26 protein-coding genes are annotated in these 25,426 nt (G+C 62.1%); 16 read left to right on the forward strand and 10 right to left on the reverse strand.

Annotation, left to right across the window (positions count from 1 at the left end):
• Positions 1–28: 28 nt before the first annotated feature.
• Both EY713_RS00365 and EY713_RS00370 read left to right on the forward strand, forming a co-directional pair.
• Complete coding sequence (locus EY713_RS00365) at positions 29–1,948, forward strand: hypothetical protein (protein WP_131113050.1); 1,920 nt, start codon at positions 29–31, stop codon at positions 1,946–1,948.
• 110 nt (positions 1,949–2,058) lie between these two features.
• Positions 2,059–3,387: an NAD(P)/FAD-dependent oxidoreductase gene (locus EY713_RS00370; protein WP_210215293.1), complete on the forward strand. Its 1,329-nt coding sequence runs from the start codon at positions 2,059–2,061 to the stop codon at positions 3,385–3,387.
• Between the two features lie 34 nt (positions 3,388–3,421).
• On the opposite strand, the gene ilvD is transcribed toward EY713_RS00370, so the two are convergent.
• Positions 3,422–5,254: a dihydroxy-acid dehydratase gene (gene ilvD / locus EY713_RS00375; protein ID WP_131113051.1), complete on the reverse strand. Its 1,833-nt coding sequence runs from the start codon at positions 5,252–5,254 to the stop codon at positions 3,422–3,424.
• Between the two features lie 116 nt (positions 5,255–5,370).
• Here ilvD and EY713_RS00380 point away from each other — a divergent pair, with 116 nt between their 5' ends.
• Positions 5,371–5,769, forward strand: coding sequence for a DUF6894 family protein (locus EY713_RS00380; RefSeq protein WP_245572836.1), 399 nt, complete (start codon positions 5,371–5,373; stop codon positions 5,767–5,769).
• A gap of 123 nt (positions 5,770–5,892) precedes the next feature.
• On the opposite strand, the gene EY713_RS00385 is transcribed toward EY713_RS00380, so the two are convergent.
• Positions 5,893–6,666, reverse strand: a complete 774-nt coding sequence (locus EY713_RS00385) for an exodeoxyribonuclease III (RefSeq protein WP_131113052.1) — start codon at positions 6,664–6,666, stop codon at positions 5,893–5,895.
• A 113-nt stretch (positions 6,667–6,779) separates the two neighbouring features.
• Between EY713_RS00385 and EY713_RS00390 the strand changes: the two genes are divergently transcribed.
• Both EY713_RS00390 and EY713_RS00395 read left to right on the forward strand, forming a co-directional pair.
• Positions 6,780–7,121, forward strand: a complete 342-nt coding sequence (locus EY713_RS00390; protein ID WP_131113053.1) for a hypothetical protein — start codon at positions 6,780–6,782, stop codon at positions 7,119–7,121.
• A 128-nt stretch (positions 7,122–7,249) separates the two neighbouring features.
• Positions 7,250–7,531 carry a hypothetical protein gene (locus EY713_RS00395; protein WP_131113054.1) on the forward strand — a complete coding sequence of 94 codons (282 nt, stop codon included), beginning with the start codon at positions 7,250–7,252 and terminating at the stop codon, positions 7,529–7,531.
• A 77-nt stretch (positions 7,532–7,608) separates the two neighbouring features.
• Here EY713_RS00395 and EY713_RS00400 read toward each other — a convergent pair whose 3' ends face one another.
• A complete protein-coding gene (locus EY713_RS00400) occupies positions 7,609–8,682 on the reverse strand; it encodes a L,D-transpeptidase family protein (protein WP_131113055.1) in 1,074 nt (357 codons plus the stop codon).
• Between the two features lie 107 nt (positions 8,683–8,789).
• Between EY713_RS00400 and EY713_RS00405 the strand changes: the two genes are divergently transcribed.
• On the forward strand, positions 8,790–9,959 hold the full coding sequence (locus EY713_RS00405; RefSeq protein ID WP_131113056.1) for a dimethylmenaquinone methyltransferase: 1,170 nt from the start codon (positions 8,790–8,792) through the stop codon (positions 9,957–9,959).
• A 102-nt stretch (positions 9,960–10,061) separates the two neighbouring features.
• On the forward strand, positions 10,062–10,454 hold the full coding sequence (locus tag EY713_RS00410; RefSeq protein ID WP_131113057.1) for a hypothetical protein: 393 nt from the start codon (positions 10,062–10,064) through the stop codon (positions 10,452–10,454).
• A gap of 15 nt (positions 10,455–10,469) precedes the next feature.
• On the opposite strand, the gene EY713_RS00415 is transcribed toward EY713_RS00410, so the two are convergent.
• Entirely contained in the window at positions 10,470–10,718 is a 249-nt protein-coding gene (locus EY713_RS00415; RefSeq protein ID WP_131113058.1) for a hypothetical protein, read from the reverse strand.
• A gap of 162 nt (positions 10,719–10,880) precedes the next feature.
• Here EY713_RS00415 and EY713_RS00420 point away from each other — a divergent pair, with 162 nt between their 5' ends.
• The 8 genes from EY713_RS00420 to EY713_RS00455 all read left to right on the forward strand — a co-directional run bounded on the left by EY713_RS00420 (position 10,881) and on the right by EY713_RS00455 (position 19,888).
• Positions 10,881–11,975 (forward strand): sulfite oxidase, encoded by a 1,095-nt coding sequence (locus EY713_RS00420; protein ID WP_131113059.1) that lies wholly within the window; start codon positions 10,881–10,883, stop codon positions 11,973–11,975.
• A 108-nt stretch (positions 11,976–12,083) separates the two neighbouring features.
• A complete protein-coding gene (locus EY713_RS00425; protein ID WP_131113060.1) occupies positions 12,084–14,348 on the forward strand; it encodes a putative bifunctional diguanylate cyclase/phosphodiesterase in 2,265 nt (754 codons plus the stop codon).
• Positions 14,349–14,497: 149 nt separating this feature from the next.
• Complete coding sequence (locus EY713_RS00430) at positions 14,498–15,379, forward strand: SDR family oxidoreductase (protein WP_131113061.1); 882 nt, start codon at positions 14,498–14,500, stop codon at positions 15,377–15,379.
• Between the two features lie 67 nt (positions 15,380–15,446).
• The gene (locus tag EY713_RS00435) at positions 15,447–17,093 is read left to right on the forward strand and encodes a GMC oxidoreductase (RefSeq protein WP_131113062.1); all 1,647 of its coding nucleotides are present in this window, start codon (positions 15,447–15,449) and stop codon (positions 17,091–17,093) included.
• A complete protein-coding gene (locus EY713_RS00440) occupies positions 17,090–17,551 on the forward strand; it encodes a DoxX family protein (protein ID WP_131113063.1) in 462 nt (153 codons plus the stop codon). Before EY713_RS00435 ends, EY713_RS00440 begins: the two co-directional genes overlap by 4 nt.
• 18 nt (positions 17,552–17,569) lie before the next feature.
• Entirely contained in the window at positions 17,570–18,034 is a 465-nt protein-coding gene (locus EY713_RS00445; RefSeq protein WP_131113064.1) for a cupin domain-containing protein, read from the forward strand.
• A gap of 13 nt (positions 18,035–18,047) precedes the next feature.
• Positions 18,048–18,953, forward strand: coding sequence for an SMP-30/gluconolactonase/LRE family protein (locus tag EY713_RS00450; protein WP_131113065.1), 906 nt, complete (start codon positions 18,048–18,050; stop codon positions 18,951–18,953).
• The gene (locus EY713_RS00455; RefSeq protein WP_131113066.1) at positions 18,950–19,888 is read left to right on the forward strand and encodes a VOC family protein; all 939 of its coding nucleotides are present in this window, start codon (positions 18,950–18,952) and stop codon (positions 19,886–19,888) included. Before EY713_RS00450 ends, EY713_RS00455 begins: the two co-directional genes overlap by 4 nt.
• Here EY713_RS00455 and EY713_RS00460 read toward each other — a convergent pair.
• The 4 genes from EY713_RS00460 to EY713_RS00475 form a co-directional block, all read right to left on the reverse strand.
• Complete coding sequence (locus EY713_RS00460; RefSeq protein ID WP_131113067.1) at positions 19,885–20,823, reverse strand: 3-hydroxyacyl-CoA dehydrogenase; 939 nt, start codon at positions 20,821–20,823, stop codon at positions 19,885–19,887. The two genes, EY713_RS00455 and EY713_RS00460, sit on opposite strands and share 4 nt — an antisense overlap.
• Before the next feature lie 8 nt (positions 20,824–20,831).
• Positions 20,832–21,146 (reverse strand): NIPSNAP family protein, encoded by a 315-nt coding sequence (locus EY713_RS00465; RefSeq protein WP_131113068.1) that lies wholly within the window; start codon positions 21,144–21,146, stop codon positions 20,832–20,834.
• A 122-nt stretch (positions 21,147–21,268) separates the two neighbouring features.
• Positions 21,269–22,069, reverse strand: coding sequence for an alpha/beta fold hydrolase (locus EY713_RS00470; protein WP_131113069.1), 801 nt, complete (start codon positions 22,067–22,069; stop codon positions 21,269–21,271).
• A gap of 106 nt (positions 22,070–22,175) precedes the next feature.
• Positions 22,176–22,979: an aspartate dehydrogenase gene (locus EY713_RS00475; protein WP_131113070.1), complete on the reverse strand. Its 804-nt coding sequence runs from the start codon at positions 22,977–22,979 to the stop codon at positions 22,176–22,178.
• 205 nt (positions 22,980–23,184) lie between these two features.
• Here EY713_RS00475 and EY713_RS00480 point away from each other — a divergent pair, with 205 nt between their 5' ends.
• Positions 23,185–23,601, forward strand: a complete 417-nt coding sequence (locus EY713_RS00480; protein ID WP_342635969.1) for a cupin domain-containing protein — start codon at positions 23,185–23,187, stop codon at positions 23,599–23,601.
• Positions 23,602–23,631: 30 nt separating this feature from the next.
• Here EY713_RS00480 and EY713_RS00485 read toward each other — a convergent pair whose 3' ends face one another.
• Together EY713_RS00485 and EY713_RS00490 are read right to left on the reverse strand one after the other, a co-directional pair.
• Positions 23,632–24,087, reverse strand: coding sequence for a c-type cytochrome (locus EY713_RS00485; RefSeq protein WP_210215294.1), 456 nt, complete (start codon positions 24,085–24,087; stop codon positions 23,632–23,634).
• 157 nt (positions 24,088–24,244) lie between these two features.
• The gene (locus EY713_RS00490) at positions 24,245–25,144 is read right to left on the reverse strand and encodes a DUF535 family protein (RefSeq protein ID WP_131113071.1); all 900 of its coding nucleotides are present in this window, start codon (positions 25,142–25,144) and stop codon (positions 24,245–24,247) included.
• Positions 25,145–25,426: the final 282 nt, after the last annotated feature.

Below are 25,426 nucleotides of genomic sequence, written 5' to 3' on the forward strand. Positions count from 1 at the left end.
TCCGTCGTTCTTCAGGAAAGCCTCCGCCATGCCCATTCGCCATCCCGTCCTACTCTCGGTTCTTCTGCTCGGCGCCTCGACCGTGGTCCACTCGCAGGCGGTGCGAAGCGCGGCGGAGGTTCCGCTTTCCGCCTCGCTGTTCAGCGCGCCCTCGACGACTACCCCCGCCGAGGCGACGCGCGTCCCTGGCGGCCCCTCGACACTCTCGCCCGAGCAGCAGGCCGCGCTTGGCGGCACCCTGCCCCGCGGTGCGAAGTTCGACACGCCAAGCGCCTTCGTGCTCCAACGGCCCAAGCCGCCTGGATCGAGCCAGGATGGCACAGCCTCCGACAAGGCCGCGGCCATCGATCTCGGTCCGCTGCGGTATTACGCGGCCCAGAACGATCTTGCGCGCGTCGCGGCCGAGATCCGTCTGCTCCGGTCGAGCTATGCGGGTTGGGAGCCGCCGGAGGATCTCTTCGCCGAGGTGCGGAGCGGCGTCTCCGAACAGCCGCTCTGGGATCTGTTCGGCAAGCATGACATCGTCGGCGTTCATGCCGCGATGGACGACATGCGCGCGCGTATTCCCGGATGGCAGCCGTCGAGCGATCTCAGCGGCAAGCTGGCCCTGGCCGAAGCCTATGACACGCTCGTCAAGGCGTCGGACACGCAGCAATGGGGCACCGTAATCGACATCGCGACCGCGAGCCCAGGGCTGCTGACCTGCGGCAACGTCGACGCAATCTGGCGCACCGCCGAAGCGCTGGCACAATCCAATGACGAGCAACATGCGGCCGATGCTTATCGTTTCGTCATCGCCTCGTGTCCCAAACCCGAGGACCGCCTTGCGACGGTGCAAAAGGCGAACGGAATCCTTAAATCACCCGAATTGATTGAGAACCTCATTCAGAGTGGTAAGCGCGTCGGCGGCCACGGAGAATTCGATCAGGTGCGCTTCGATGTCCTCCGCCAGAAGATCGGCGAGGCGGCGGCTGGGAAATCCATAGATACTCCGGCCCAGTCCGACATCGACGCGCTCGCCGCAAACGCGCGGGCCAGTGGCGGCAAGACCGATGCCCAGTTGCTCGGTTGGTATGCTTATTCGCACAAGGACTATGCCAAGGCCGAGACGTGGTTCACCATGGCGCTGCAGAATGGCGCAAATCCGAAGAGCGCCGAGGGGCTGGTGCTGACCCTGCGCGATGGCGGCAAGCTTGCGGACGCCCAAAAGGCGGCGATCCAATATGCCGATCTCGACCATCCCAATCGCAAGCTGATGATCGAGATCCTGAGCGCAAACCTCGGTGCCCCGGGCGCGACACCGTTGAACCCCGCCGATCTCGCCATGCTGGGGCGGGCCATCGACACCGAGGCGTCGGCCGATGGCGCGCAGGCCTATGGCTGGTCTCTCTATAAGGCCGACGACCTCGCCGGAGCCGACGCCTGGTTCCACAAATCCGCGGCGTGGCAGCCGAGCGAATCCGCCGCCATCGGCTTGATGGTCACGGCCAAGCGCCTCAAGCATAACGCCGAATATGCCGCGCTCGTGGCGCAATATCGCACTGTCTATTCGCGCGTCGCCGATCTCGACAAGCTGATGCATGGCAGCACTAACATCGCCATGACGTCGACCCGCAAACAGCCTCGTCTGGCGCGTAACAACAAGGGAACCCACGCCCGCGTCGCTCAATCGGAGGACGGTGGCTGGGATCAGAGCGCGACCGCGATCGTCAAAACGTTCGAGAGCGGCCAATACGACCAGGCGGTCGCGATGCTTGAACAGCGGAAGAGCCAGGGCCGATCCGAGCCGCGTGGCCTCTCTGTAGTGCGTGGCTGGGCCATGTATCACAAGGGCGACTGGACCGGCGCCCAGCAGGTCTTCGCCGATCTCAAAAATGGCATGCCGCGGGAAAGCCAGGAGGGGCTCCGCGTCATTCAGCAAGGCTACACCAACCCGCGCTATCGCTGAGGTCGTCGCCCTCTCGGGCAATGGCCTCGTGACGCTCGAAACTCGGCATGGCATGGTTTTGTCAAAGGGTCGATGCGACGACACGGGGCGCCATGCCCGATGAGGGTCAAATGGGTCCAGAGGTCGATCGGGTCATTCCCGATACAGAGATGCCGCGTCATGCCGAAGTCGTCATCATCGGGGGCGGCATCATCGGTGCCAGCGCGGCCCTGACGCTGGCACGGCGGGGCATCTCGGTCGTACTCTGCGAAAAAGGGCTCGTGGCGGGCGAGCAATCCAGCCGGAACTGGGGATGGGTTCGCAAGGCGCGGCGCGATCCGCGCGAGATCCCGCTGGTGATCGAAAGCCTGCGCCTCTGGACCGATATGAACGAAACCGTGGGGGCCGAGACCGGCTTTCGCACCACCGGTATCGTCTTCGCGGCCGACAACGACAGCGACGTCGCGCGTTTCGAGACATGGCTCGATCATGCGCGGCCGTATCAGATCGACGCGCGCCTCATTTCCGGGAGCGAACTCGATCGCCACTTGCCAGACGGCGGATCGCGCTACAAGGCCGCGCTCTATTGCGCCAGCGACGGCTGCGCCGAGCCCCAGGCCGCCACACCCGCGATCGCGAGAGCGGCGCAGCGCGACGGAGCCGTGATCCTCACCGATTGCGCCGTGCGGGGGCTGGATCGAGCGGGTGGGCGCGTGATCGCCGCCGTCACCGAACGAGGCCGCATCGGGTGCAATGCCGTCGTGCTGGCAGGTGGCGCGTGGTCGCGCCGCTTCCTTCGAGACCTCGATGTGACGTTGCCACAGCTCAAAGTGCGGTCCAGCGTGCTGCGAACCGCACCGCTCGACGGCGCGCCCACGACCGCCTTCTGGGGTGATCACGCGGCCTATCGCAAGCGGCTCGATGGCGGTTACACGATCGCCAACGGCAGCGTGAACGTCGTGCCGATCGTGCCGGACAGCTTCCGCTTCCTCAAGCACTTCCTCCCGCCGTTCTGGGACGACCGAAAAAGTCTGAGGCTCCGCGCGGATCACCGCTTCGCCGAGGAATGGCGCGAGGAACGCCTGGTTCCGCTCGATGAGGTGTCGCCCTACGAGACAACGCGCGTGCTCGATCCCGAGCCGGACCGGCGCTACAACCGCGAGGCGCTGGCGCATCTCGTCAAAACCGTTCCGGCTTTCGCCGGCGCCCGCGTCGTGCAGGAATGGGCCGGCATGATCGACGTCATGCCGGATGCGGTGCCGGTCATCTCACCGGTCGATAGCATTGCCGGATTGGTGGTCGCAACGGGCTTTTCCGGCCATGGTTTCGGCATCGGCCCTGCCGCGGGTCGGCTCGCCGCGGATCTGGCGACCGGTGCCGCGCCTCTGGTCGATCCGCGTGAGTTCCGTTTGTCGCGCTACAGCGATGGCTCCAACCCGCGCGCCGCCGTCGGCATCTGAGCGACGGACGACGGCACGGGCGGGAGCAGCCGCGTCAGATTTTGCGAACTGCGCCCTTGGCGGCACTCGTCGTCATCGACGCATAAGCCCGCAGGGCTCCCGACACCTTGCGCTTCCGCACCTCGGTCGGGTGCCATCCGGCCTCCTCCTGCGCCTGCCGACGGTCGGCAAGCTCGGCATCGCTCACGGCGAGATGGATCGAGCGCTTCGGGATATCGATCTCGATCCGGTCGCCTTCCCGTACGAGCGCGATGGTGCCGCCTTCAGCGGCTTCCGGCGAGACATGACCGATCGACAGGCCGGACGAGCCGCCCGAGAACCGTCCATCCGTCACAAGGGCGCAGACTTTGCCCATTCCCTTGGATTTCAGATAGCTGGTCGGGTAGAGCATTTCCTGCATGCCGGGGCCGCCGCGCGGCCCCTCGTAGCGGATCAGCACCACGTCGCCCGGCTTGACGCCGCCGTTGAGAATACCGAGCACCGCCGTATCCTGGCTCTCGAAGATCCGCGCCGTTCCGTGAAACGTCAGGATCGAGGCATCGACGCCCGCCGTCTTCACGATACAGCCGTCTTCCGCGAGGTTGCCGTACAGCACCGCGAGGCCGCCATCCGTCGAATAGGCGTGTTCGAGATTGCGGATCACGCCCGTCTCGCGGTTCGTGTCGACATCCTCGTATCGGCTGTCCTGGCTAAACGCGACCTGCGTCGGCACACCACCGGGGGCCGCTCTGAAGAAGTGATGGACGCTCTCGCTTGTGGTGCGCTTGACGTCCCAGCGATCGAGCGCCGCCCCCAGGCTTTCGGCGTGGATCGAGCCGACGCTGCTATCGAGCAAGCCGGCGCGATCGAGTTCACCCAAAATCCCCATGATGCCACCGGCGTGATGGACATCCTCCATGTGAACGTCGGCGATGGCGGGCGCGACCTTGCACAAGACCGGAACCCGTCGAGATAAGCGGTCGATATCCGCCATGGTGAAGTCGATCTCGCCTTCATGGGCAGCGGCCAGCAGATGCAGCACCGTATTGGTCGAGCCGCCCATCGCGATATCGAGCGTCATGGCGTTTTCGAAGGCCGCGAAACTCGCAATGGCACGCGGCAGCACCGACGCGTCATTCTGCTCGTAATGGCGGCGGGCGAGATCGACGATCAAATGCCCCGCCTCGACGAACAGACGCCGACGGTCGGCATGAGTCGCCAGCGTCGAGCCGTTGCCCGGCAGCGACAAGCCGAGCGCCTCGGTCAGGCAGTTCATCGAATTGGCCGTGAACATGCCCGAGCAGGAACCGCAGGTCGGGCAAGCCGAGCGCTCGATTGCCTGCACATCCTCGTCGCTGACGCGGTCGTCAGCGGCCGCCACCATCGCGTCGACGAGGTCGAGTGTCTTGACGACACCGTTTTTCAACGTGACCTTCCCGGCCTCCATCGGGCCACCCGACACGAACACGACCGGGATGTTGATCCGCAGGGCCGCCATCAACATGCCGGGCGTGATCTTGTCGCAATTGGAGATGCAGACCATGGCGTCCGCACAATGAGCGTTGACCATATATTCGACGCTGTCGGCGATGAGTTCGCGCGAGGGCAACGAATAGAGCATGCCGTCGTGGCCCATCGCGATGCCGTCATCGACCGCGATCGTGTTGAATTCCTTGGCGACACCGCCGGCCGCCTCGATCTCGCGCGCCACCAACTGGCCGAGATCCTTGAGGTGGACGTGACCGGGGACGAACTGGGTGAACGAGTTCACGACCGCGATGATCGGCTTGCCGAAATCGCTGTCCTTCATGCCGGTGGCGCGCCAGAGGCCGCGTGCGCCGGCCATGTTGCGACCGTGGGTGGTGGTGCGTGAACGATAGGGAGGCATGAGATCGGACCTTCGATGTTTTACGACTTTACTTCGGCCTATTCCCCTCGGCGGCCGCAAGCAATCTTTTCGACGTCCGATCTCGACTTTTAGCTCCCAGCTTTGCGTCTCCCGACATGACGACACCTCCTGTTCGGCCGGCCGGACCCGATGGACGCGGCAGTGCCTTCAACGGTCTGTTGCGTGATCCGATGGAACTCAACCCACCCCCGATGCGATGTCACTCCACGATCGGCCGGAGAGCAAAAATGCAGCGGTATCACTTCAACGTTTATGACGGCGTCGCGTCGATCGACAACGAAGGCACGGAACTCGTCAGCATTGATGAGGCTCGACGCCACGCGCTCGAATTGGCCGGAGAACTTCTGAAGGAAGAGGCTCGTCAGCGGCGCTTCGGAGACGATTGGCGCGTCGAGGTCACCGATCACCGCGGGCTCATCCTGTTTCGCATGGATATCAATGTTGCGGAGACAGCGGCGTCCTTACAGCGCAACGGCCCGCCGGAGTGCCGGTAGATCGACCCATCGCCAAACGGCGTCCGCAAAGACGGTTAGGCCGTTTCGGTCGCGGCGGTGAAGCAGGCCGCCAGCGCCTGTGCGGGCCAAGCCGGTAGCGATCGGAGCCCTGCGCCCGCCGATTCAGTCGAGAAGGTCGATCCAGACGGGCGCATGATCGCTCGCGTTGTCGACGCCCCGCACGGCTCGATCCACCCCTCCTGCGACGAGACGCGACACGAGCGCGGGGCTGACCAGCAGATGGTCGAGCCGTAAACCGGCGTCCCGCGTCCACGATTGGCGCAGATAGGCCCAGAACGTGTAGACGCGCCCGTCTGGGTGAAGGTCGGCGATCGCGTCCGTCCAGCCCGCCCGCAATAAGGCCGCGAAGGCGGCGCGTGGGGCCGGCTGCACGAGAGCATTGTCCAGCCAAGACCGCATCGCATAGATATCGTGGTCTGTGGGCACGACATTATAGTCGCCGGCGAGGACAGCTGGGACATCGTCGCGTCGAAGGCTTGCCGCATGGGCCAGCAATCTCTCGAACCAAGCCATTTTATAGCTGAATTTTGGCCCTGGCTGCGGGTTACCATTGGGCAGATATAAGCAGCCGATCAGCACGCCATCGACGGCGGCCTCGATGTAGCGGGCCTCGTGATCGAGCGGGTCGCCCGGCAAGGCGCGGCGCGTTTCGATCGGGTCGAGGTCGCGGGCCAGGATGGCGACGCCGTGATTGGCGCCCTGCCCGCTCCATACGGCCCGATATCCCGCCTTGGCGAGAGTCTCATGCGGGAAGGCAGCGTTGGTGCATTTAATCTCCTGAAGACACGCCACATCCGGCCGCGCCTCCTCCAACCACGCCAGCAAGTTGGCGATCCGCTGGTTGATTCCGTTGATGTTGAAGGTCGCGATTTTCATACCGTCGTCGAGCGCTTCCGACCGTTTCAGTGACGCTCGACTGTCGGGCGTCCTCGATACGGTGTACAGCACCGGCGTGATCGTAACGGTGCGACACCTCCGGATTTTCCGCCATGTTCACGCTTCGTGAAAAAGAAATCTTCGACGTCACCACCCTCACCTGGGTGCACAAGCTCGATGCAGAATATTTCGTCCGGTTTCCCGTCGAGGGCGGCACGTTCAAGCTCGGGCTCAAGATCTACGAACTCGACATCGGTGGCTTCGACTTCGCGCAGAGCCACTTCATTCGCGAGCCGTTCCGTCTGTCGGACCAGATCCACGAGCCGGCTGTGTCAAACAGCTCTGATTCAGCGCTCGAGCGTGCCGTCGACGCCATCACGGCTCGGTATGAAGCTGCGGTTCAGGCGGGCGAGCAGCCGCAGGCCGCCTGGTTTGTGACCAATCCCGATTATTAAAGCGGCATCGTGAGGCCGAACCGCTCATGAACGCGTTGTGAACCCGACCAGCACGGGACGTTCATGATGTCCCTGCTACGGAAGCGTAACGGCCAGGGCATGTGAAGCCTGGCCAAGGGAGAAAACCAATGCTCAAGACCAATTTCAAGCTCGGCGCCATCGCGCTTGTGCTCGCATGTTCGGCTTTCGCCAACGGCACTGCCTCCGCGCAGGGCTATGACGGTGGTCGGGACGACGGTTATCACGGTGGGTATCATCACCATCACGATGGCTATGGCGACCGTGAGATGCATCACCGTATGATGCGCCACGAAATGATGCGCCATGAGATGATGCGTCACGAGATGATGCGTCATGAAATGCGTCGTCACGAGATGCACCGCATGATGCGAAACGACATGAACGACTAAGCTTTTCATCACCAGCGTTAAAAAAAATGGCTCCGAAAGGGGCCATTTCTATTGGGGTACAATCAGGAGATGATGCCTTATGGCTTGACCGACGCTGCTGGGGCAGCGGCCGCGATGGGCTTGTCAGTCGTCACAGCGGGTTGAGCCTGGTCCTCGAAATCGACCGGGACGCCCTTGCCAACCATCGAGGCGAGATCCTCGACATCCCAATTGGTCAACCGGATGCAGCCATGCGACTGAGTCTTACCGACGAGATCGGGCTCCGGCGTGCCATGGATGCCGTAGCCCTCGTCCGACAGGTCGATCCACACGGACCCGACCGGATTGTTAGGGCCCGGCGCGATCCTGAACGGCTTCGTCGATTTCACGCCCTTGAAGGCATATTTCGGATTGTAGGTGTAGTCCGGATTATGGGTCACGTGCACGACCGAGAATTGGCCGCTCGGTGCGGGCTTCTCCTCGCTGCCGATCGACGCGGGGTAGAAAGCCAAAAGGGCGCCATCGGCCGCGAAGGCGCGGACAGCGTGATCGGCTTTGTCGACGACGATGCGGGCGACCTTGGCCGGAGCACCGCGCTGAACGACGACTTGAGGGACCACGATTTTCACCCCAGCCTCGAGCGTGTCATGCGGATTGAGCGCTTTCAGCAAGCTCGGGCTGACATGAACCTCTTCCGACAGCATCTCGGCGATGTTGCGGTAGCCCATCCGGTCCAGCTTGGACTGCTGTTCCATCTTGGCCGGGATGCGTTTGACGAAGGGGCCCTTCGCTTCTGCAGCCGAGATGGGGCGTTCGGTCAGCACGGGCGCCGCATCGTCGCCGACGAGCTTATTCCATGTCGCTTGATCGAGGTGCCCGCTCACCGGCAATTTCATTTGTGCCTGATAGGCCGCGATGGCCTTACGGAAGTTATCGCCGTCGATCCCGTCGATCGCGCCGGGAGAGAACCGCGCCCGATCGAGCAGGACTTCGGCCTTGACGACCTCCGGGACGGGCCGTACCGACGGTTTGTCCGAAAGCGGCGAAAACGTCGCGGCATTGACGGAGTCGAGCGACACGGTCGCGGCTTTCTCAGACACGGCTGCCAGCGCCGTGGTCGAGACGAGAGTGAGACAAAACAGCAAGGATGCCGCGGAGGCTTGACGACGCATATGGATAGACCTTGCTGGTTTCGCTATGAACGCGGCGGGCGGCAGCGAAGTTGCCCGAGCGTGCTACGTCTTTGTAGCGGCCGATGTGTCAACGAAAGACCGTTCCCTTGAAGATCACGCAGCTGACCCATCACGACCTCGACGGCTATGGGGCGTCGACCGTCGTCGCCTCCTATGCGGAGGTCAGCCGCGTCGTGCATGTGCCGCGCTACTCCGATGTCGGCGGCGTGGTCGATATCGAACTGCAGCGCCTCACCCGCGCCAAAGAGCCCGAATTGCTGATCATGACCGATCTCGGTCTCGAACCGGTTGCGGTCACGTTCATCAAGGCTTTCGCGGCCATGAACCAGAAGCGGACCACGGACCAGCATCATCGGTTGATCGTGCTCGACCACCATGCCTCCTCGATCGACCAATTGGGCGCGCAGGGGCTGTTGCCGATGCCGACCCCGATGGAGGGATGGCCGAGCCTGAAGCGATTCTCACTCGACGACGAAGCGATCGTCGTCATGATCGACGACACCCGCTGCGCCACCCGCATGGCGCAGGATCACCACGCCCTCTACGCCACGACGACGCCGGAGCCCCAGGTCGCCACGGCGCTCGCGACGCTGGTCGAGGCGATCGACGCGGTCGATCTCTGGCGCAAGGATCGACCGATCTTCCGTCAAGCCCTCGTGCTCGACGAGGTGTTCTGGGACAATGTGTCGGGATTCATTCCGCTCGACCACCCCGGCCATGACGGGTTCATCGCCCATTTGCTGCTCGGCATGGCGACCCGCCTCGGTGGCGGCGCGACCCCGGCCGAGATCGAGCGGGAATCGGGCAGCCTTCGCGCGAGCGTGATCGACGCCATGGTGGCGGGGCAGCCCGGCGATGATCCGAGCCTGACGACCCGGATGCGGATCGCTCCTTTGCTGGCACGCTCGCCCGCTCTGTTCCGACGGCTGAAGAATGGCGCAAAGCTATCGTTCGGCCTTGATGCCGGAACGTTTCAGCGGGTTTCAGATGCCATCATGGTGAGCGGCGATGCGCCGCTGGTCATCAACGTGCAACGGTCGGGCTCGATGTCGTTCCGCTCCAACAACGAGACGGCGCTGGAGGCGGCCCGCTTGTTTCGCGGCGGCGGCCACAAGGATGCGTCGGGCGGGCGGCTGATCAGCGGGGCGGTCTCGTCGCTGGCGGATGCGGTGGCGCAGGTGGAGCCCGTGCTCGATCCGCCAAAGCCGGATCTATCCAGCAACCCGTTCGCGGCGTTGCAGAAACTAAAGACCTGACCCGCTACATCCTCGGCTTCATCGAACATTTGGACTAGAACCGCAGCCGGAGCCGCGACACGGTCCCGCCCTGCTCCACGCCCCGCGATTGGAACGCCACTCATGCTGCACAGCGCTATCGGCCAGCTCGAACAGATCGATGGCGAGGATTATCTCATCACCAACGAAGGCGATGAGGGCTATGTGCTGTTCGGGCCTTACGAGGTTCTTGATCCGGGCAGCTATCAGGTCGAATTTTTCGCCATGCCCGGCGAGATCGATGGCAGAACCTGCTGCGTCGTCGATATCCTGAGGCGAGGCCGGACCGTGGCGGCCGAAAAGGATTTTACGGCGGCGGACCTCATCCAGCGCAACGGCCTCATCCAGCTGCGCTTCGAGGTGATCGCGCGCGACAGCTACGAATACCGGCTGATGGCCACCGGCAGTTCGGCCCTGCGGGTCCGCTATCACCGACCGATCCGTCGCTTGCCGGATCTGGACGTCGCACCGACCTGACCGACGAGACGCCGCTTACTCGGCCTCTTTCAGCGGATCGTGGACACTGACGCCCGGATCCTCGAACAGGATCGAGATCGGCGACTGACCCTGCTTCACCCTGACAACCTCGTTCGGCCCGATCGTCAACTCGACTTCGGCACCGTCCCCGAATGAAATTTTCAGGCGGCTAACTTCGCTTTCGGCCCGAATATCGGTTTGTTCGCCGGGCTGAAGCTCGAGAAGGCGGGTTTCACCGATACCGAACACGTCGCGATTGGCCATGGTGGGGCTCCATTTGTCGGATGCGAATGCCGATGGCACCCGCAAGGGTCAAACCTGTTAGGACGCCGCAGGGTTGGACTCAACGCCTTTTCGGCAATGGTCCCGGCGTCGATGGAACGCCCGTGTCGGGCACGCGGTTCATGACAGGTCTTGGAGGCTTCCATGTTCGGCATATCAGATCGCCCGCACGGCCTGATCGTTCACTCGCAGGCGCCGTTCAATGCCGAGCCGCGCCTTGATCGCCTGCGACGATCCTTCATCACGGCGACGGATGATTTCTACGTTCGATCGCACGGGCTTGTGCCGCATCTCGATCCGGCCTCGCATGACATCACGATCGACGGGAAGGTGGATCACCCCTTACGTCTGACAGTTGCCGACCTCAAAGCGCAGTTCAGCCCACGCTCGGTGGTGGCGACGATGCAATGCGCGGGAAACCGCCGCGCCGATCTCCAACAGGTTCGGCCGACGTCGGGCGATCCATGGTCCGCCGGCGCGATCGGCAACGCTGAATGGACAGGCGTGTCGCTGGCGGATGTGCTGCGGGCCGCCGGAGCCGGGTCTGATGCGGCTTGGCATGTCGCGTTCGAGGCAGCCGATCTTGCCGATAACGAGGGCGCCGAGCCCGCGCCTTATGGCGTCTCGATCCCGATGCCGAAGGCGATGTCGAACGAGGTCCTGCTCGCCTGGGGCATGAATGGTGAGCCCCTCCGGTCCGAACATGGGGCGCCGCTTCGTGTGGTCGTGCCGGGGTATGCGGGCGTGCGAAGCCCCAAATGGCTGACCTCTATTCGGGTTCAGCCCAGCCCGTCCGACGCGGTCCAGCAACGCCTCGATTATCGTCTGTTTCCGTCGCACATGCAGAAAGGCGATGACGACATCGCGTGCGGGACACCGATCAACCAGATGCCGCTCAACGCAGCCCTCTGCGAGCCAAGCGACGGAGCCGTACTGAAGCGCGGGCCAACGATGCTTCGGGGTTATGCGATCGCGACCGAACGAGCCGTCACGCGGGTCGAGCTTTCGATCGATGACGGCGCCACATGGTACCAGGCTACGATCGAACCGCACGACAGGCAGCCGTGGAGTTGGACCTTCTGGAGCGCTGAAGTGACTTTAAACCCCGGTCGCTACCAGCTTACGCTTCGGGCGTGGGACGCTGCGGGCCAGACCCAACCGTCACGGCCACATGACGTTTGGAACCACAAAGGTTATCTCAGCGCGGCATGGCATCAGGTGCGTGTCTCGGTCGAGTGACCCCGCGTTTGGCTGGGCGACGTTCATTGCGATAACGGATCGTCTTGAGCTGTCATCGCCGCTCGTCTGCTCTGCAGAACTTAACCTAAAGCAGACGCGTTGAGGGGTATGACAGACAGCGACGCGCGACCGGCTTTTGGGTCGAGTTCTGAAATCACTCGGCTTCTCGAAGCCGCTGCCCATGTCGCGGGCTGCCCAATCGCGATTTATGCCGAGCGGAGCCCCAGTGGTTTTCGACTTACGGTCCATCCTGGCCTTGATCGTCATGATGTCGAGTTGCTCGCTTTGATCGAAGAGGCGGCCGAAAACCTCTCGAATATCTTTATCGTCGACGATCTCCATGCCGACGTTGATCGTGATCCCGCCTGTTTCGACGACCCTGCCGTCCGATTTTTCGCCGCGATCCGCCTGCTCGATCGACAAGGCGAGTGCCTCGGTGTGTTGGCGATCGCGGACGAGCGACCCCACGCCGGCCTTAGCCCCGCGCAGAGTTACGCGCTCGCGACGCTTTCGGCGCATTTGCTCGGCTTGGTTCAACTGCGGCGACCCGATCAACGGGTTGCACCAGAACGGGCGACACGGGAGCGGTGGTCGACATCTGAGCGGCTGAGACTGCTCGAATCCGTCGTGGTCCATGCCAATGATGCGGTATTGATCACCGAAGCCAGTCCGATCGATCGTCCCGGTCCGCGGATCGTCTACTGCAATGCCGCTTTTGAGCGAACCACCGGCTACTCAGAGGCCGAGGTTCTGGGGCTGACGCCGCGCATCCTGCAATCCGATCAGACGGATCGGGCGTCGCTCGATCGCCTCAGACTTGCACTGCACCAATGGAAACCTGTCGAAGTCGAGCTTCTCAACACCCGGAAGGACGGAACCGTCTTTTGGGTCGAATTGAGCATCGTGCCGGTTGCCGACGAGGCCGGTTGGTTCACACACTGGATTTCTGTCCAGCGTGACGTCACCGACCGCAAGAGGGCTGAGGAAATTGCGGTCCGGGCTCGCTTGACCGAAGCTGAAAACGAAGCCTTCGAAAAAGAGATTCTGAGCCGAAAAAACGCGGAAAGAAAGCTGCGCTTCGATGCGTTTCACGACGATCTGACCAAGCTTCGCAATCGTGCGTTTTTCATGGACAGATTGACGACCGTTCTCGGACGTAAGACCAATCCTCGATCGACCTATTGTACTGTTCTGTTTCTCGATCTCAATGGCTTTAAACTTGTCAACGATAGTCTTGGCCATCGCGCCGGAGACGTGTTGCTGATCGAAACTGCCTTGCGCTTGCGAAGCTGCATTCGACCGGGCGACACGCTATCGCGGATCGGCGGGGACGAATTTGCGATCCTGATCGAGGATACGATCGACGCCACGAGCGGCATCAGTGTGGCTCAGCGGGTGTTGAATGCCTTGAGCCGACCGGTCAAAATCGGGCACCAGGACGTCTTTTCATCGGCCAGTATCGGCATTGCGCAGTCATCGGAGCTGTTCCTGCATGCCGAAGAGCTGCTTCGAAACGCCGACATCGCGATGTATACGGCGAAGAGGGGTGGAACCGCCGGCTATGCGCTGTTTACGCGTTCCATGCATGTGGCGGCCGTCGCGGCTCTCGAAATGCAAACCGACCTCAGACAAGCCATTGGGCGTGACGAGTTCGTGCTGTTGTTTCAGCCGATCGTCGATCCTGCCTCGGCTCGCATCACGGGCATGGAAGCGCTTGTCCGATGGCAGCATCCCGAGCGTGGGTTGATCGGGCCCGCCCAGTTCATTCCACTGGCTGAGGAAATCGGCGTGATCCGGGATCTGACCCGGTGGGTCTTGCGGGGCGCCTGCGCGCAGATGAAGGCGCTGGATGCGCGTCATGCGGGGCGAATGTTACGATTGAGCGTCAACGTGTCTGGAAATGAGCTTCTCGAGAAAGAGTTCATCCCAGAAATTCAGCAACTCCTCGACGAGACGGGCCTCGAAGCCCATCGACTTCAGCTCGAAATCACGGAAAGCGTGTTTATTTCACGTCCGGCGGCTGTTGGACAGGTTCTCGAAAATCTCCGATCGCTTGGCATTCGCATCGCGTTGGATGATTTCGGCACCGGCTTTTCGTCGCTGAGTTACCTCGATCGCTACCCCATCGACACGATCAAGATCGATCAAAGCTTCATCGTTCGAATGCTCGCACGGGAGCGTACCCTCGCGATCGTGGAAACCATCATCGATCTTGGGAAGACATTGAAACTCGATGTCGTCGCCGAGGGTGTCGAAAACGAAGAACAACTCGGAAGGCTCCTCGAACTCGGGTGCAGCTCCGTCCAAGGCTTCTTGTTTGCGCCCCCGATGTCCGGCTCCGCCATCGACGCATTGTTGATGGGAACGCCGTAGAACGATTGGTCGATCGACACCCGGCGGCGACCCCTCGCGGCCGCCTCTCGTGTTTTTTGGCGGCAGATCAGGTTCTCTGGAACGTGAGCAGGTCAAAGCCGTTGGCATGCAAAGCCGACGATTCTCGCGGCTGCTCGGAGCGTCCTCCCATGACAGACCCGCAAACCGCCGCCCAGAAACCGACCGAGGCAGCAGCATTCGACAGTGGCCGCTTACCGAAGGCGCCCTACCATCCCGTCTTGACAGGACAACCGGCCCTGGTCACGGGCGCAAATTCTGGCATTGGGCGAGCCGTCGCGATCGGTCTGGCGCGAGCCGGAGCAGATGTGGTCGTCAACTACGTGACTCACCCGGAGACCGCCGACGAGGTCGTGCATGAGATCGAGGCCATGGGGCGGCGCGCGATCGCGTTGAAGGCGGACGTCAGCAAAGAAGACGAGGTCGAGCGGATGTTCGCCGACGCCATCGCGCATTTCGGCACGCTCCATATCGTGGTCAGCAATGCCGGCCTCCAGCGAGACGCGGCTTTCGACGAGATGACGTTGGATCAGTGGAACACGGTCATCGGCGTCAACCTGACGGGTCAATTTCTCGTCACGCGAGCGGCGGCACGCGAGTTCAAGAAGCGCGGCGTTATCCAAGCCGTGTCTCAAGCGGCCGGCAAAATCATTTGCATGAGCTCCGTTCATCAGGTCATTCCCTGGGCGGGTCATGTCAATTACGCGGCCTCGAAGGGTGGCGTCATGCTGCTGATGAAAAGCATCGCGCAAGAATTGGCGCCGCATTTCATTCGCGTCAACAGCATCGCGCCAGGTGCGATCCGCACCCCTATCAACACGGAGGCTTGGAACACGCCAGCAGCCTACGAGTCGCTGATGACGCTCGTGCCTTACAAGAGGATCGGTGAACCCGACGATATCGCCCAGGCGGCCGTTTGGCTGGCCTCGGATGCCGCGGATTACGTGACAGGCGCGACTTTGTTCGTCGATGGCGGCATGACGCTTTATCCAGGATTTGCGACCGGAGGCTGAAGCCTTTCATCAGCGCCACGCCGATCAACAATCGGCTCCATTACCCCTTCATCTTTGGGAAGAACCGATGTCCGACACCCATTACGACGTGATCATCATCGGTTCTGGCCCGGGAGGCGGCTCGGTCGCGCACCGTCTGGCGCCGACCGGGAAGCGCATTCTCATTCTCGAACGTGGCGACTACTTGCCGCGTGAGCAGGAGAATTGGAGTTCCAAGACGGTCTTCGTGGATGCCAAATATCAGACAACAGATATTTGGCATGGCCGGACCGGAGAGACGTTCCACCCGGGACTCCACTATTTCGTCGGCGGCAACTCGAAGGTCTATGGCGCGGCCTTATTCCGGCTACGCGAGCGGGACTTCGAGGAAATTCAGCATAGCGAGGGCATCTCGCCGGCTTGGCCTCTCTCCTATGCTGATTTCGCGCCCTACTACGATCAGGCCGAAACCCTGTTTCATGTCCATGGACAGGGCGGAGTCGATCCCAACGAGCCGCCGCGAACGCAACATTATGCCTATCCGCCGGTGTCTCACGAGCCGATGATCCAAAAGCTCAGCGATGGCTTTGAACGGCAGGGCTTGCATCCGTTCCACTTGCCGCTCGGCATTTTGTTGGACGAGCGCGACGGCAAGGCGACCCCGACCAGCATCTGTATACGCTGCGATGCATTTGACGGCTTTCCCTGCCTGCTCAACGGCAAGGCTGATGCCCAAGTCATCTGTATCGATCCGACTCTTGCCCGCTACAACAATGTAAGCCTCCTGACCAACGCCTATGTGACCCGCCTCGACACCGACGCTACCGGCAAGGTCGTGGACAAGGTGCGGGTCACCCGGAATGGGACCGAAGAGACTTATTCGTCCGATCTGGTCGTGGTGGCCTGCGGGGCCTTATCGTCGGCACTGTTGCTGCTGCGCTCCGCAAACGAGGCGCATCCGGCGGGGTTGGCCAACAGTTCGGATCAGGTCGGCCGCAACTATATGCGCCACAACCAGTCCATTCTGATGGCACTTCTCAAGAATAAGAATACGACGGTCTTTCAAAAGACGCTGGCCGTGAGTGACTTCTACTTCAAGTCCGATGATTGGGAGTTTCCGCTCGGCTTGATTCAAATGTGCGCCAAGGCTCACGGCGAGCAGGTGCGGGGCGAGGAAGTGTCCGGCTGGCTGAGCGACTGGCTGCCCGAAACGCCATTCGATGTCCTGGCCGATCATGCGCTCGACTTCTGGCTCTCGAGCGAGGATCTACCGCTCGCGGAAAATCGCATTTTCTACGATGGTGATCGCGTGGTGCTCGATGTGCATGAGACCAACATGGAGGCGCATCGCCGCCTGCGCGACAAACTCAAGGAGATCATGCGAAAGGAGGGAGCGGCTCCGGTCCTGCTGGAACGCAAGCTGTATTTCGGGAAAGACATTCCGATCGGCGGAACCGCGCATCAGGCCGGGACGCTGCGGTTTGGCACAGATCCGGCCACATCGGTGCTGGATCTCGACTGCAAAGCGCACGACCTCGATAATCTTTATGTGACGGATGCGAGCTTCTTTCCCTCGATCGGCGCCGTCAATCCGACCCTGACCATCATCGCCAATGCGCTGCGGGTGGCCGACATTCTCAAGCGACGACTTGGTGCATCCGAAACGCCGGTCGATGAGCCCGCTTTTGGGAATAGTCGCGTTCTAGGAGAGCAGAATCAGAAAGCCGCTGCATGACTTGGCTCAATCTCGTCGGTATTCCGTTCCTGATCCGGTTTTGCCTTGTTGTGCTGTTTCCGTTCAGCGCCTTGGACAAGATTTTCGATTGGAAGGGCGCGATGAAGCAGGCGACGTCCTCCGTCCTGCCGGGCGGTCCCGTGCTGCTCGTCGTCGCGATCGTGGTCGAGCTCGTCTGCCCGATCATGGTGGTGGTCGGCTGGCACGACCGACTGGCGGCATTTCTAATCGCCGGGTTCTGCGTCGTGACGGCGGTGCTCTATCACGAATTCTGGCGTTACGGCGATTTCTGGGCCAAAGGCAACAGCCAGGGTCGGTCTCACTTTTGGGATTTCCTGAAGAATTTCGGTCTGGTCGGCGGCTTGATGCTGCTCGTCTTTTCGAGCGCGCTCTCGCCTGTGCAGGATGTCGTGGCCCATCCGCTGTCGTCGTCCCCCTATGGCATGACACAACCTTGACACCGACAGGAGCCGAACATGGCTGACCCGAGTAGCCGCCCCGAGGCAACACCCACGGTGCCGTATTGGCATGCCTATGTGGATCAGGATGGCGTGAGCCGACAGAAGCGTTGCGCCCTCACCGCGTTCGAACAAAAAAGCATGAGCGGCGCAGCCCCTCAATGGAACGATACGCTCAGCATGGCGCCGTCAGGCGTGACCATCTGTGTCTTGCCGGTGGGCTGGGTCGGCGATTGGCACGAAAACCCAAAGCCGCAATGGATTATTCCGCTCTCGGGCCGGTGGTTCGTGGAGACGATGGACGGCACGCGGGTCGAAATGGGGGTCGGCGAAATCTCGTTTGGCGAGGATCAGGATTGCACGGCCGATCACGAGGGCCATGTGGGACATCGCTCCGGGACGCTGGGCGACGTCCCCTGTGTGCAGATGATCGTGCAACTCGACATCACCCCAACGGTGAACGAGCCCGGCCATTGGATCTGATCGGAGCCGCATCATGGAGCAGCCGTTCGCGGTCATCGATCCTCGCTTCAAGAGTTTCGTCCTCCCAAACGCGCCGTTGCTTCGTATCGGCGAGGGCTTTGGCTGGACCGAAGGCCCCGTCTGGTTCGGCGACCAGCAATGCCTGCTGTTCAGTGATGTTCCCAACGACCGGGTGATGCGCTGGACGCCAACGGGCGGCGTGTCGGTGTTTCGCCAGCCCTGTGGCTTCGAGAACGGACATGCGCGAGACCGCGAGGGCCGGTTGATCTCGTGTTCACACCATGATCGCTGCATTCGTCGAACGGAGCTCGACGGAAGCCTCACGATCCTTGCCGATCATTATCGCGGCAAGCGGCTGAACTCGCCGAACGACGTCGCCGTGATGGCGGACGGGTCGGTGTGGTTCAGCGATCCGCCCTACGGCATCCAAACCGACTACGAGGGCGGCAAACAAGAGCCTGAAGTGCCGCCGAGATTGTACCGACTCGATCCAAGCGGCGATCTCGACATCGCGGCCGACGATTTCGACGGCCCGAATGGCTTATGCTTCTCACCCGACGAAAGCCGGCTCTATGTGACCGAAACCGGCAAGCAGTTCGACAGCGATCCGGTCCAGCATATCCGCGTGTTCGATGTCGGGGCCGATGGCAGACGACTGCTGAATGGCCGCGTATTCCATAAGATCCACCCCGGCAACGCGGATGGGATCAGATGCGACAGCGATGGGAATCTCTGGAGCGGCGCGGCCGACGGTGTGCATTGTCTGGACCCCGACGGCACATTGCTGGGCAAAATCCTCGTCCCATCGCTGGTCTCTAACCTTGAGTTTGGCGGCCGCAACAAGAGCCAACTCTTCCTCTGCGCGGGCCAAAGCCTCTACACGATCGCGGTCAACCGACGCGGAGCGCGTTGGCCATGACGCCTGTACTTGGACAGACCGCCATCACGACGGTGAGCCTCACGGTCCCCGATCTCCGAAAGGCCGAAGTCTTCTATCGCGACGCTCTCGGCTTCGAGGTCATCGACCGTGTCGACAAAGTCGATCGCGGAATGGCGAAGGCTCTGGGCGCGCCTGACGCGGCAATCGCACGCGTGACCATGCGGCTCGGCCACCAGCGGATGGATCTTTTGGCTTTCGATCCACCTGGGCGATCTTATCCGGCTGGTAGCACCTCGAGCGATCTTTGGTTTCAGCATTGCGCGATCGTGGTGCGCGACATGGCGGCCGCTCACGCTCATGTCAGTGCTTTTGCGATCACGCCGATCACCATGGGCGGCCCACAGACCTTGCCGCCGAACACCGGCTCCGTTTCGGCGTTCAAATTCCGAGATCCGTTCGGGCATCCGTTCGAATTGCTGCACTTTCCAGAGGGGATCGGAGATCCGAGCTGGCATCGACCGGGGCGCGACGCCTTGTTTCTCGGCATCGATCATACGGCTATCGCGGTCAGCGATGCCGCTCAAAGCATCGCATTCTACGAGAAGCTCGGCTTCACACTATCGTCCCGGTCGTTCAACTCCGGTGCGGAACAATCCAAGCTCGATGCAGTCGCGGACGCGTCGGTGGTGGTCGTCGCTCTCTCGCCCACCGAAAGCCCACCCCATCTCGAGTTGTTGGCTTATCGGACAGGCACGCGGCGGCCTATCCCGCCTCACGAAAGCGCCGGCGATATCGCGCTGAGCCGCACGGTGATCGAGGTCGACGATCTCGCGTCGCTGGTCGCATTCTCAAATGACGGCAGTCACCCACTCTCGGCGACTGCATCTTGGGATCGCCGCGCAGCTTACTCTCTCTCGGATCCGGACGGCCATCGTCTGATCCTTCGCGAGCGCGTGTCAGTGGAGGAGGATTAAACCAACCCCTGCTTCAGCGCACGGAGGGACGTGATGGCGGCATCGCGCCATTCGGTCCGCTCCCCGATCTGATCGAGCGGCAGTTGATCGCGCGTGTAAGCCTCGAGCATTGCAACCGCTTCCGGCGTGACGATGGGACCGGCGTGACCGTTCTGTTTGGCCATATCGTCGAAGATGAAACCAAACCGATCGAGATAGTCGCGAATTCCGCCCGCCGCGTTGAGATCGACACCCTCGAACGGCCCGAGGAACGCCCAGCGCAGTCCGAAGCCCTGGCTGATGATCTTGTCGATGTCGCCGGGTGAAATGATGCCGCTGTTCAGGCATCGCAGCATTTCGACCACGAGGGCAGCCTGCAAGCGGTTGAGCACGAAGCTCGATTGCTCGAAGCGGATCAGCACCGGCACCTGCCCGCATCGCGTCATGAACGCGAATGTCGCGTCGGTGATGGCCTGGTTGGTGAACGGCGCCGGGCAGATCTCCGTCACGGGCAGGAGATGCGGCGGGGTTGCTGGATGCACCACGATGCAACGCGCACGGCCGGGCAAATCCGAGGCGAAAGTCGAAACTGGAAAACTCGAGGTCGTCGTCGCCAAAATGGCCGTAGGCTTCGCGAGTGTCTCGAGTTCGCGGAAGATCGCCTGCTTGCTCGCGAGTTTCTCGTCGATACATTCATGCACGAAATCCGCATCGTCGACGGCTTCGGCAAGCGTGTCGGCGACCGTGATACGCTCGAGAACCGCCTGGCGGGCCGCAGCATCACCGACCAGGGCTGCCGATTTCTCAAGCGCTTCGGCGATCCGCTCGAGCGCCTTCGCCCGATTGTCGTCGAGGCTGTCATAGAGGCGCACAGGAACGCCCGCTCGGGCGAACACGATCGCCCAGGAGCGCCCGATGATACCGCTGCCGACGATGGCGGTTCGTTCGATCTGCATAGTGGTTCTCAACGCAAGGGGGAAAAAGAAACGGGTGAGAGGATACGGGTCGTCTGAAGCTGCAAAAGATCGCCGACCAGCGCGAGATAAGCCTGCCAGCGTGGGTCCGACAACATCTTGGCGCGACGCAGCTGCCGATCGTCAAGGCTTGAAAAGGACCACCAGGCGATCACGTGGTTCAGTTCACCGATTTCGGTGGTGAAATAGCCGTGAAAGGTCCCGAGATAGTCGAGCTGCAACTGCAAGCCATAGTCCCGATAAGTCTCGACGAAGATCGCGAGCTTCCCCGGCTTCAGCGTGTAGTCGCGTTCTTCGACGATCATCGATCCGTCCTTTCGTGACGCTTCATGTTGGGCGAGAGGGCGTGAGCCGGCTCGGCATCACTGGTGATCCATCTTGCACGTGATGCTCCAGAGACGCGACCCGCGACCGTGAAAGCCGGACATCACGCGACGCCGTGCTGGTCGAGAAAGGCCGCGACACGTGTCGCGAAGGGGGCCGGGTCCGTTCGCGGGTGAAAATGCGCGCCCGCGAGTTCGCAAAACTCGGCGTGCGGGATCAGCGATCGAAGCCGATGAGCATGGTGGATCGGAATGAGACCATCGTCGCGCGCGCCGACGATCAGCGTCGGCTGAGCAATGCGGTGAAGCTCTGCCGAGCGATCGAAATCGAGCAGCATGCGGACCCGCGCCGCCGTGACGGCGAACGGCGCGAGCGCGGTGGCGGCGCTCGCGACCGCCTTGTCCAGTTCCGCCTCATGAGCATCGATAAACGCGGGATCGTAACCGAACACGTGGGTGAGTTGCTGATAGGCATCGGCCAGTCCCGCGTCGAGCAGCGCAGCCCTTGCGCCGAACGCCGCCCGGAAACGCGCATCGGAGCGGTCCCAACCGCCACTGATCACCAGGGATCGGGCGCGCTCGGGCGCATCCAGCGCAATCGTCTGGACGATGGCGCCGCCGGTCGAATGACCGACCAGATGCGCCGCGCCGCAGCCTTCCGCATCGAGGATCGCCAGAACGTCGCGCGCGATCCCGTCGATGCGATAAGGTCCAGCGGGCCGTCCACTCCGGCCCGCGCCGCGATGATCGACGACCAAGAGATCGAAACGACTGGCCAGGAGCGCGACGACGCCGTTCCAGAAGCGACCGTCGCCTCCGAGCCCGGGTATCAGGACGACGGGCGGGCCGGAGCCGACACGCTCGTAATAGATGGCGCAACCATCGGCTGCCGTGATGGTCGTCATGCCGCACTCCCCGGTTCAGGCCGATCCCGGCCGGACGTCGTGCTGCCGAACGCCGAGCCAAGCCCGACGATGTCGGCGCCAATCACCACGAGACGATGCAGGGCGCTCAAACGACGACTCGCTCGGCAAGGCGGCGCACCGCAGCCGCCAGACTGGCGGCCGTCAAGGCCGACGTCTTCGGATTGTCGGGCGACGGCCGATTGGCAAACCGCATAAAGGCACAGCCGAGTTCACTGTCGGCCTCGATTTCATGCGTGTTGAGCGACACAGACGGGTCAGCCACCACGCGAACCGAAACCGGCGAGGGTGCCGCGGCGAGCGCAACCGTCAAGCCAGCGTTGAGATTGCGTGGATAGAGCGTCGCGGCTTCAGCCGCCGTTCCTTCGAAGAGGGTGATCTCTCCGGTGAGCGCGTCCGCGTCATAGCCCCGAGCCGCAAGCTCCTGACGCCAAGCTGCCGGCGGCTTGCGGGACGTATAGCGGACCCGTGCATCGACGGTTCCGCGGAGCGCTGCCAGATAATCGAGACCGCCGAGCGCGCCGGACGGGATGACGAGGCGGCTTCCGCCAGCCGAGGCCGCCGTCTCGAGCCGCGCGAAGAGTTTGGGGTCGGCGAGCGCTCCGGTCGAGGCGGCCACGACCGTGATGCCGGCCGAGAGCAAGTCAGGCCCATAGGTCTCGAGCGCTCCCTGCCCTGCGGCTTCGACCACGATCGATGGGCGTACCGCCAGCAGATCGCCCAACGTTTCGACCACACGCACGGAGGTTGGAACGATGCGCCGCGATGCCGAGTCCGGCCGAAGCAAAATGGTCATCTCGTCGCTCTCTCGACGCAAACGGGACAGGAGATCACGGCCGATCGCCCCGAAACCGATGATGCCGATCGAAAGCGGCTTGGTTTGTGAAGTCATAACCACTCTTGTCACAGATCCAGATGCTGAATGAGCCCGCAAGGCGGTGACGCGGATCGCCACCGGCGACCTGCATCGCATTCTAAACGGCTGTTTGGCTGAAGAAACCGTCTTGTGGCAATTGAGGCTCGCGAAACGCCCAGATTTGCGACATCTATCTGCCAAGCGTCGCCCAAACCGCGATCGATCGCAACGATCGAACTAAGTGCCGAAGGTCAACATCATGGACATTATCGACCACGCCAACACCCCGCTCGAACAATGGCGCGAAGGCGTCATGACGCAGATGAGGATGTCTTTCATGCTGGGCGGGCGTCAGCTTTGCATCTTCGATCAGTTTTGCGACCCCGGACTCGGTGCGCCGACGCATATTCATGCGGTCGAAGAAGTCCTCGAAGTCATTTCCGGCAGCGCCGATATCTGGGTCGATGGCACCACGACGGCCGTCCGCCCCGACCAGTCTGTGCTGATTCCGGCCGGTGCCTCGCATGGGTTTCGCAATACGGGAACCGATACGTTGCACGTGCGCGCGACTTTGGCGGCGTCGATCTTCGAGGCGCAATATGAAAGCACCAAGGAAACCAGTCGTCGCTGGAGCCCGGCAATTAAGTCGGTCGGATAAGCGGCCTCTCCACGGCAGGAAGTCAAGGCCTTACGGTTGCGGGGTCTGCGGCCCTTTTGACGTCAGATAGGCGATGACGGCGGCGCGATCGTCGGCATCGGCGAGACCCGCGAACGGCATACTGGTGCCCGGCGCAAATCGCTGCGGATCGGTCAGCCACGCATCGAGCCTGGCGCGATCCCACACGCCGCCGACCGCTCGCAAAGCTGCCGTATAGGCGAAGCGGCCACGGCGCCGGGCAACCGGACCATCCACGACACCATAAAGATTCGGACCATCGAGATCCGGGCCGTTGCGCCCAATCGAATGGCAGGCGGCACATTGGCGAAAGACGGTGGCGCCTCGATCGAGCAAGGCCGCTTCGCCGGGAGCCGCAACCGCGGTTCCCTCGGTCTCGGAGCCGAGCCAAGCGTGACCGGCCATGACACCGCCGATCAGGAGAACGCCGATCAAGGCGGCCGCCGCCGTTTTGCTGATCCTGACCACGGCCGAGCTGTTCTCCAATGATGGTTTTACCGACCGACGAGAGGGCTTTCGCGGCGACGCTTGTCAAGCCGACCGATTGTCCTCCCGAGCGTGCGGCAATCGGGGCGTCGATGCTGACCCCTTGCCAGCATGACGGTTCGCTCGATCGAAAACCGGCTCAGGCGTGACGCGGACGGAGCAACCCAGCCCACACGCCGCCCGCTGCCTCCGCGATACTGGCCTTCAGCCGTCGCTTCGCCCGCGACCGGATCCGATGGATCGCCTTGATGAGGGTCAGAGACTTGTGTTGCAGCGGGACCGTGATGGTGAAAAATCCGTCTTTGGGCTCGCTGGCACCGAGAGACGTCAAGAACTCATCGTAATTGCGTCTCAGCGACGCTTCGACGGTCTGGCTGTAGCAAACCTGGTTGCAGGCGGTCGTCGCCATGATCATGTCGACGCCGCTTCTCTCGGCCAGTCCGGACAGCACAACGAACAGCAGCGCCTGCGGCGTGATCTCGCCGAGCAACTTCGTGACGTGGCGACTGAGGTCTTTCGTGCCTCCGATCCCTTGCATCCGCGAAATCAACACCACCCAGTCGCGATCGACGTGGAGCATCTCCCCTCTGACGAAGGTGAATGAGGTGACGTAGAGCGGTTGTCCTTGGAAGCGCGCGATCAGCGAAATCTCCCCCTCGATAAAAACGTCGCGGGAGAAATGGACGACGACCTCGCAATCCTGCGTGGCATAAAGAACAATTTCGCCATGCAACAGGCGCTCGAAGGCCGTGGCGGTCAGCAACGATCGCAAGAAGCGCATGTTGTCGAGGAAGTAGATCGTCCGGTCGTCCCGTTGGATATTCCGGGCCAGATACTCCGCGCGAAAACACTTCGTGATCGATAGCGAGCTCCCGACATCCTCTTTTAGCTTGCGCTCTTCCGTGTCGAGGAACGTCTGAATAAGAGACCAGACATCGATTCCGTTCGACAAATGGAAATCAACCACCTTATCGCTTTCGGCATCGCGGCCGAGGATGCGTTTGTAACATTCGATCACATCATGGCGGGTTGCAAGCATATTGATCGCTAGGGTAATTCTCTGAAAGCCGATTCCATGTGACTATAAGGAAAACAGCCGCGTGACCATGGCCAAATTTTTAATAGACGTTATAGCCGGAGCAGGTTTTTAGTATAGTAGGCCTAACGAGCGATTTTATTGACGATCATCGATTAATTTTAGTGCCGTCGTGGGATTGCTACCCACGAATGACTTTTCAACCGGTCGATTATAGCTGCGCGAATTTCAGCGCTCGCTTCGGGCGCGCTCCTGCCGAGGATAGGAGCGAGCTACCGATAGCTG

Source organism: Lichenihabitans psoromatis, assembly GCF_004323635.1.
GTDB lineage: Bacteria > Pseudomonadota > Alphaproteobacteria > Rhizobiales > Beijerinckiaceae > Lichenihabitans > Lichenihabitans psoromatis.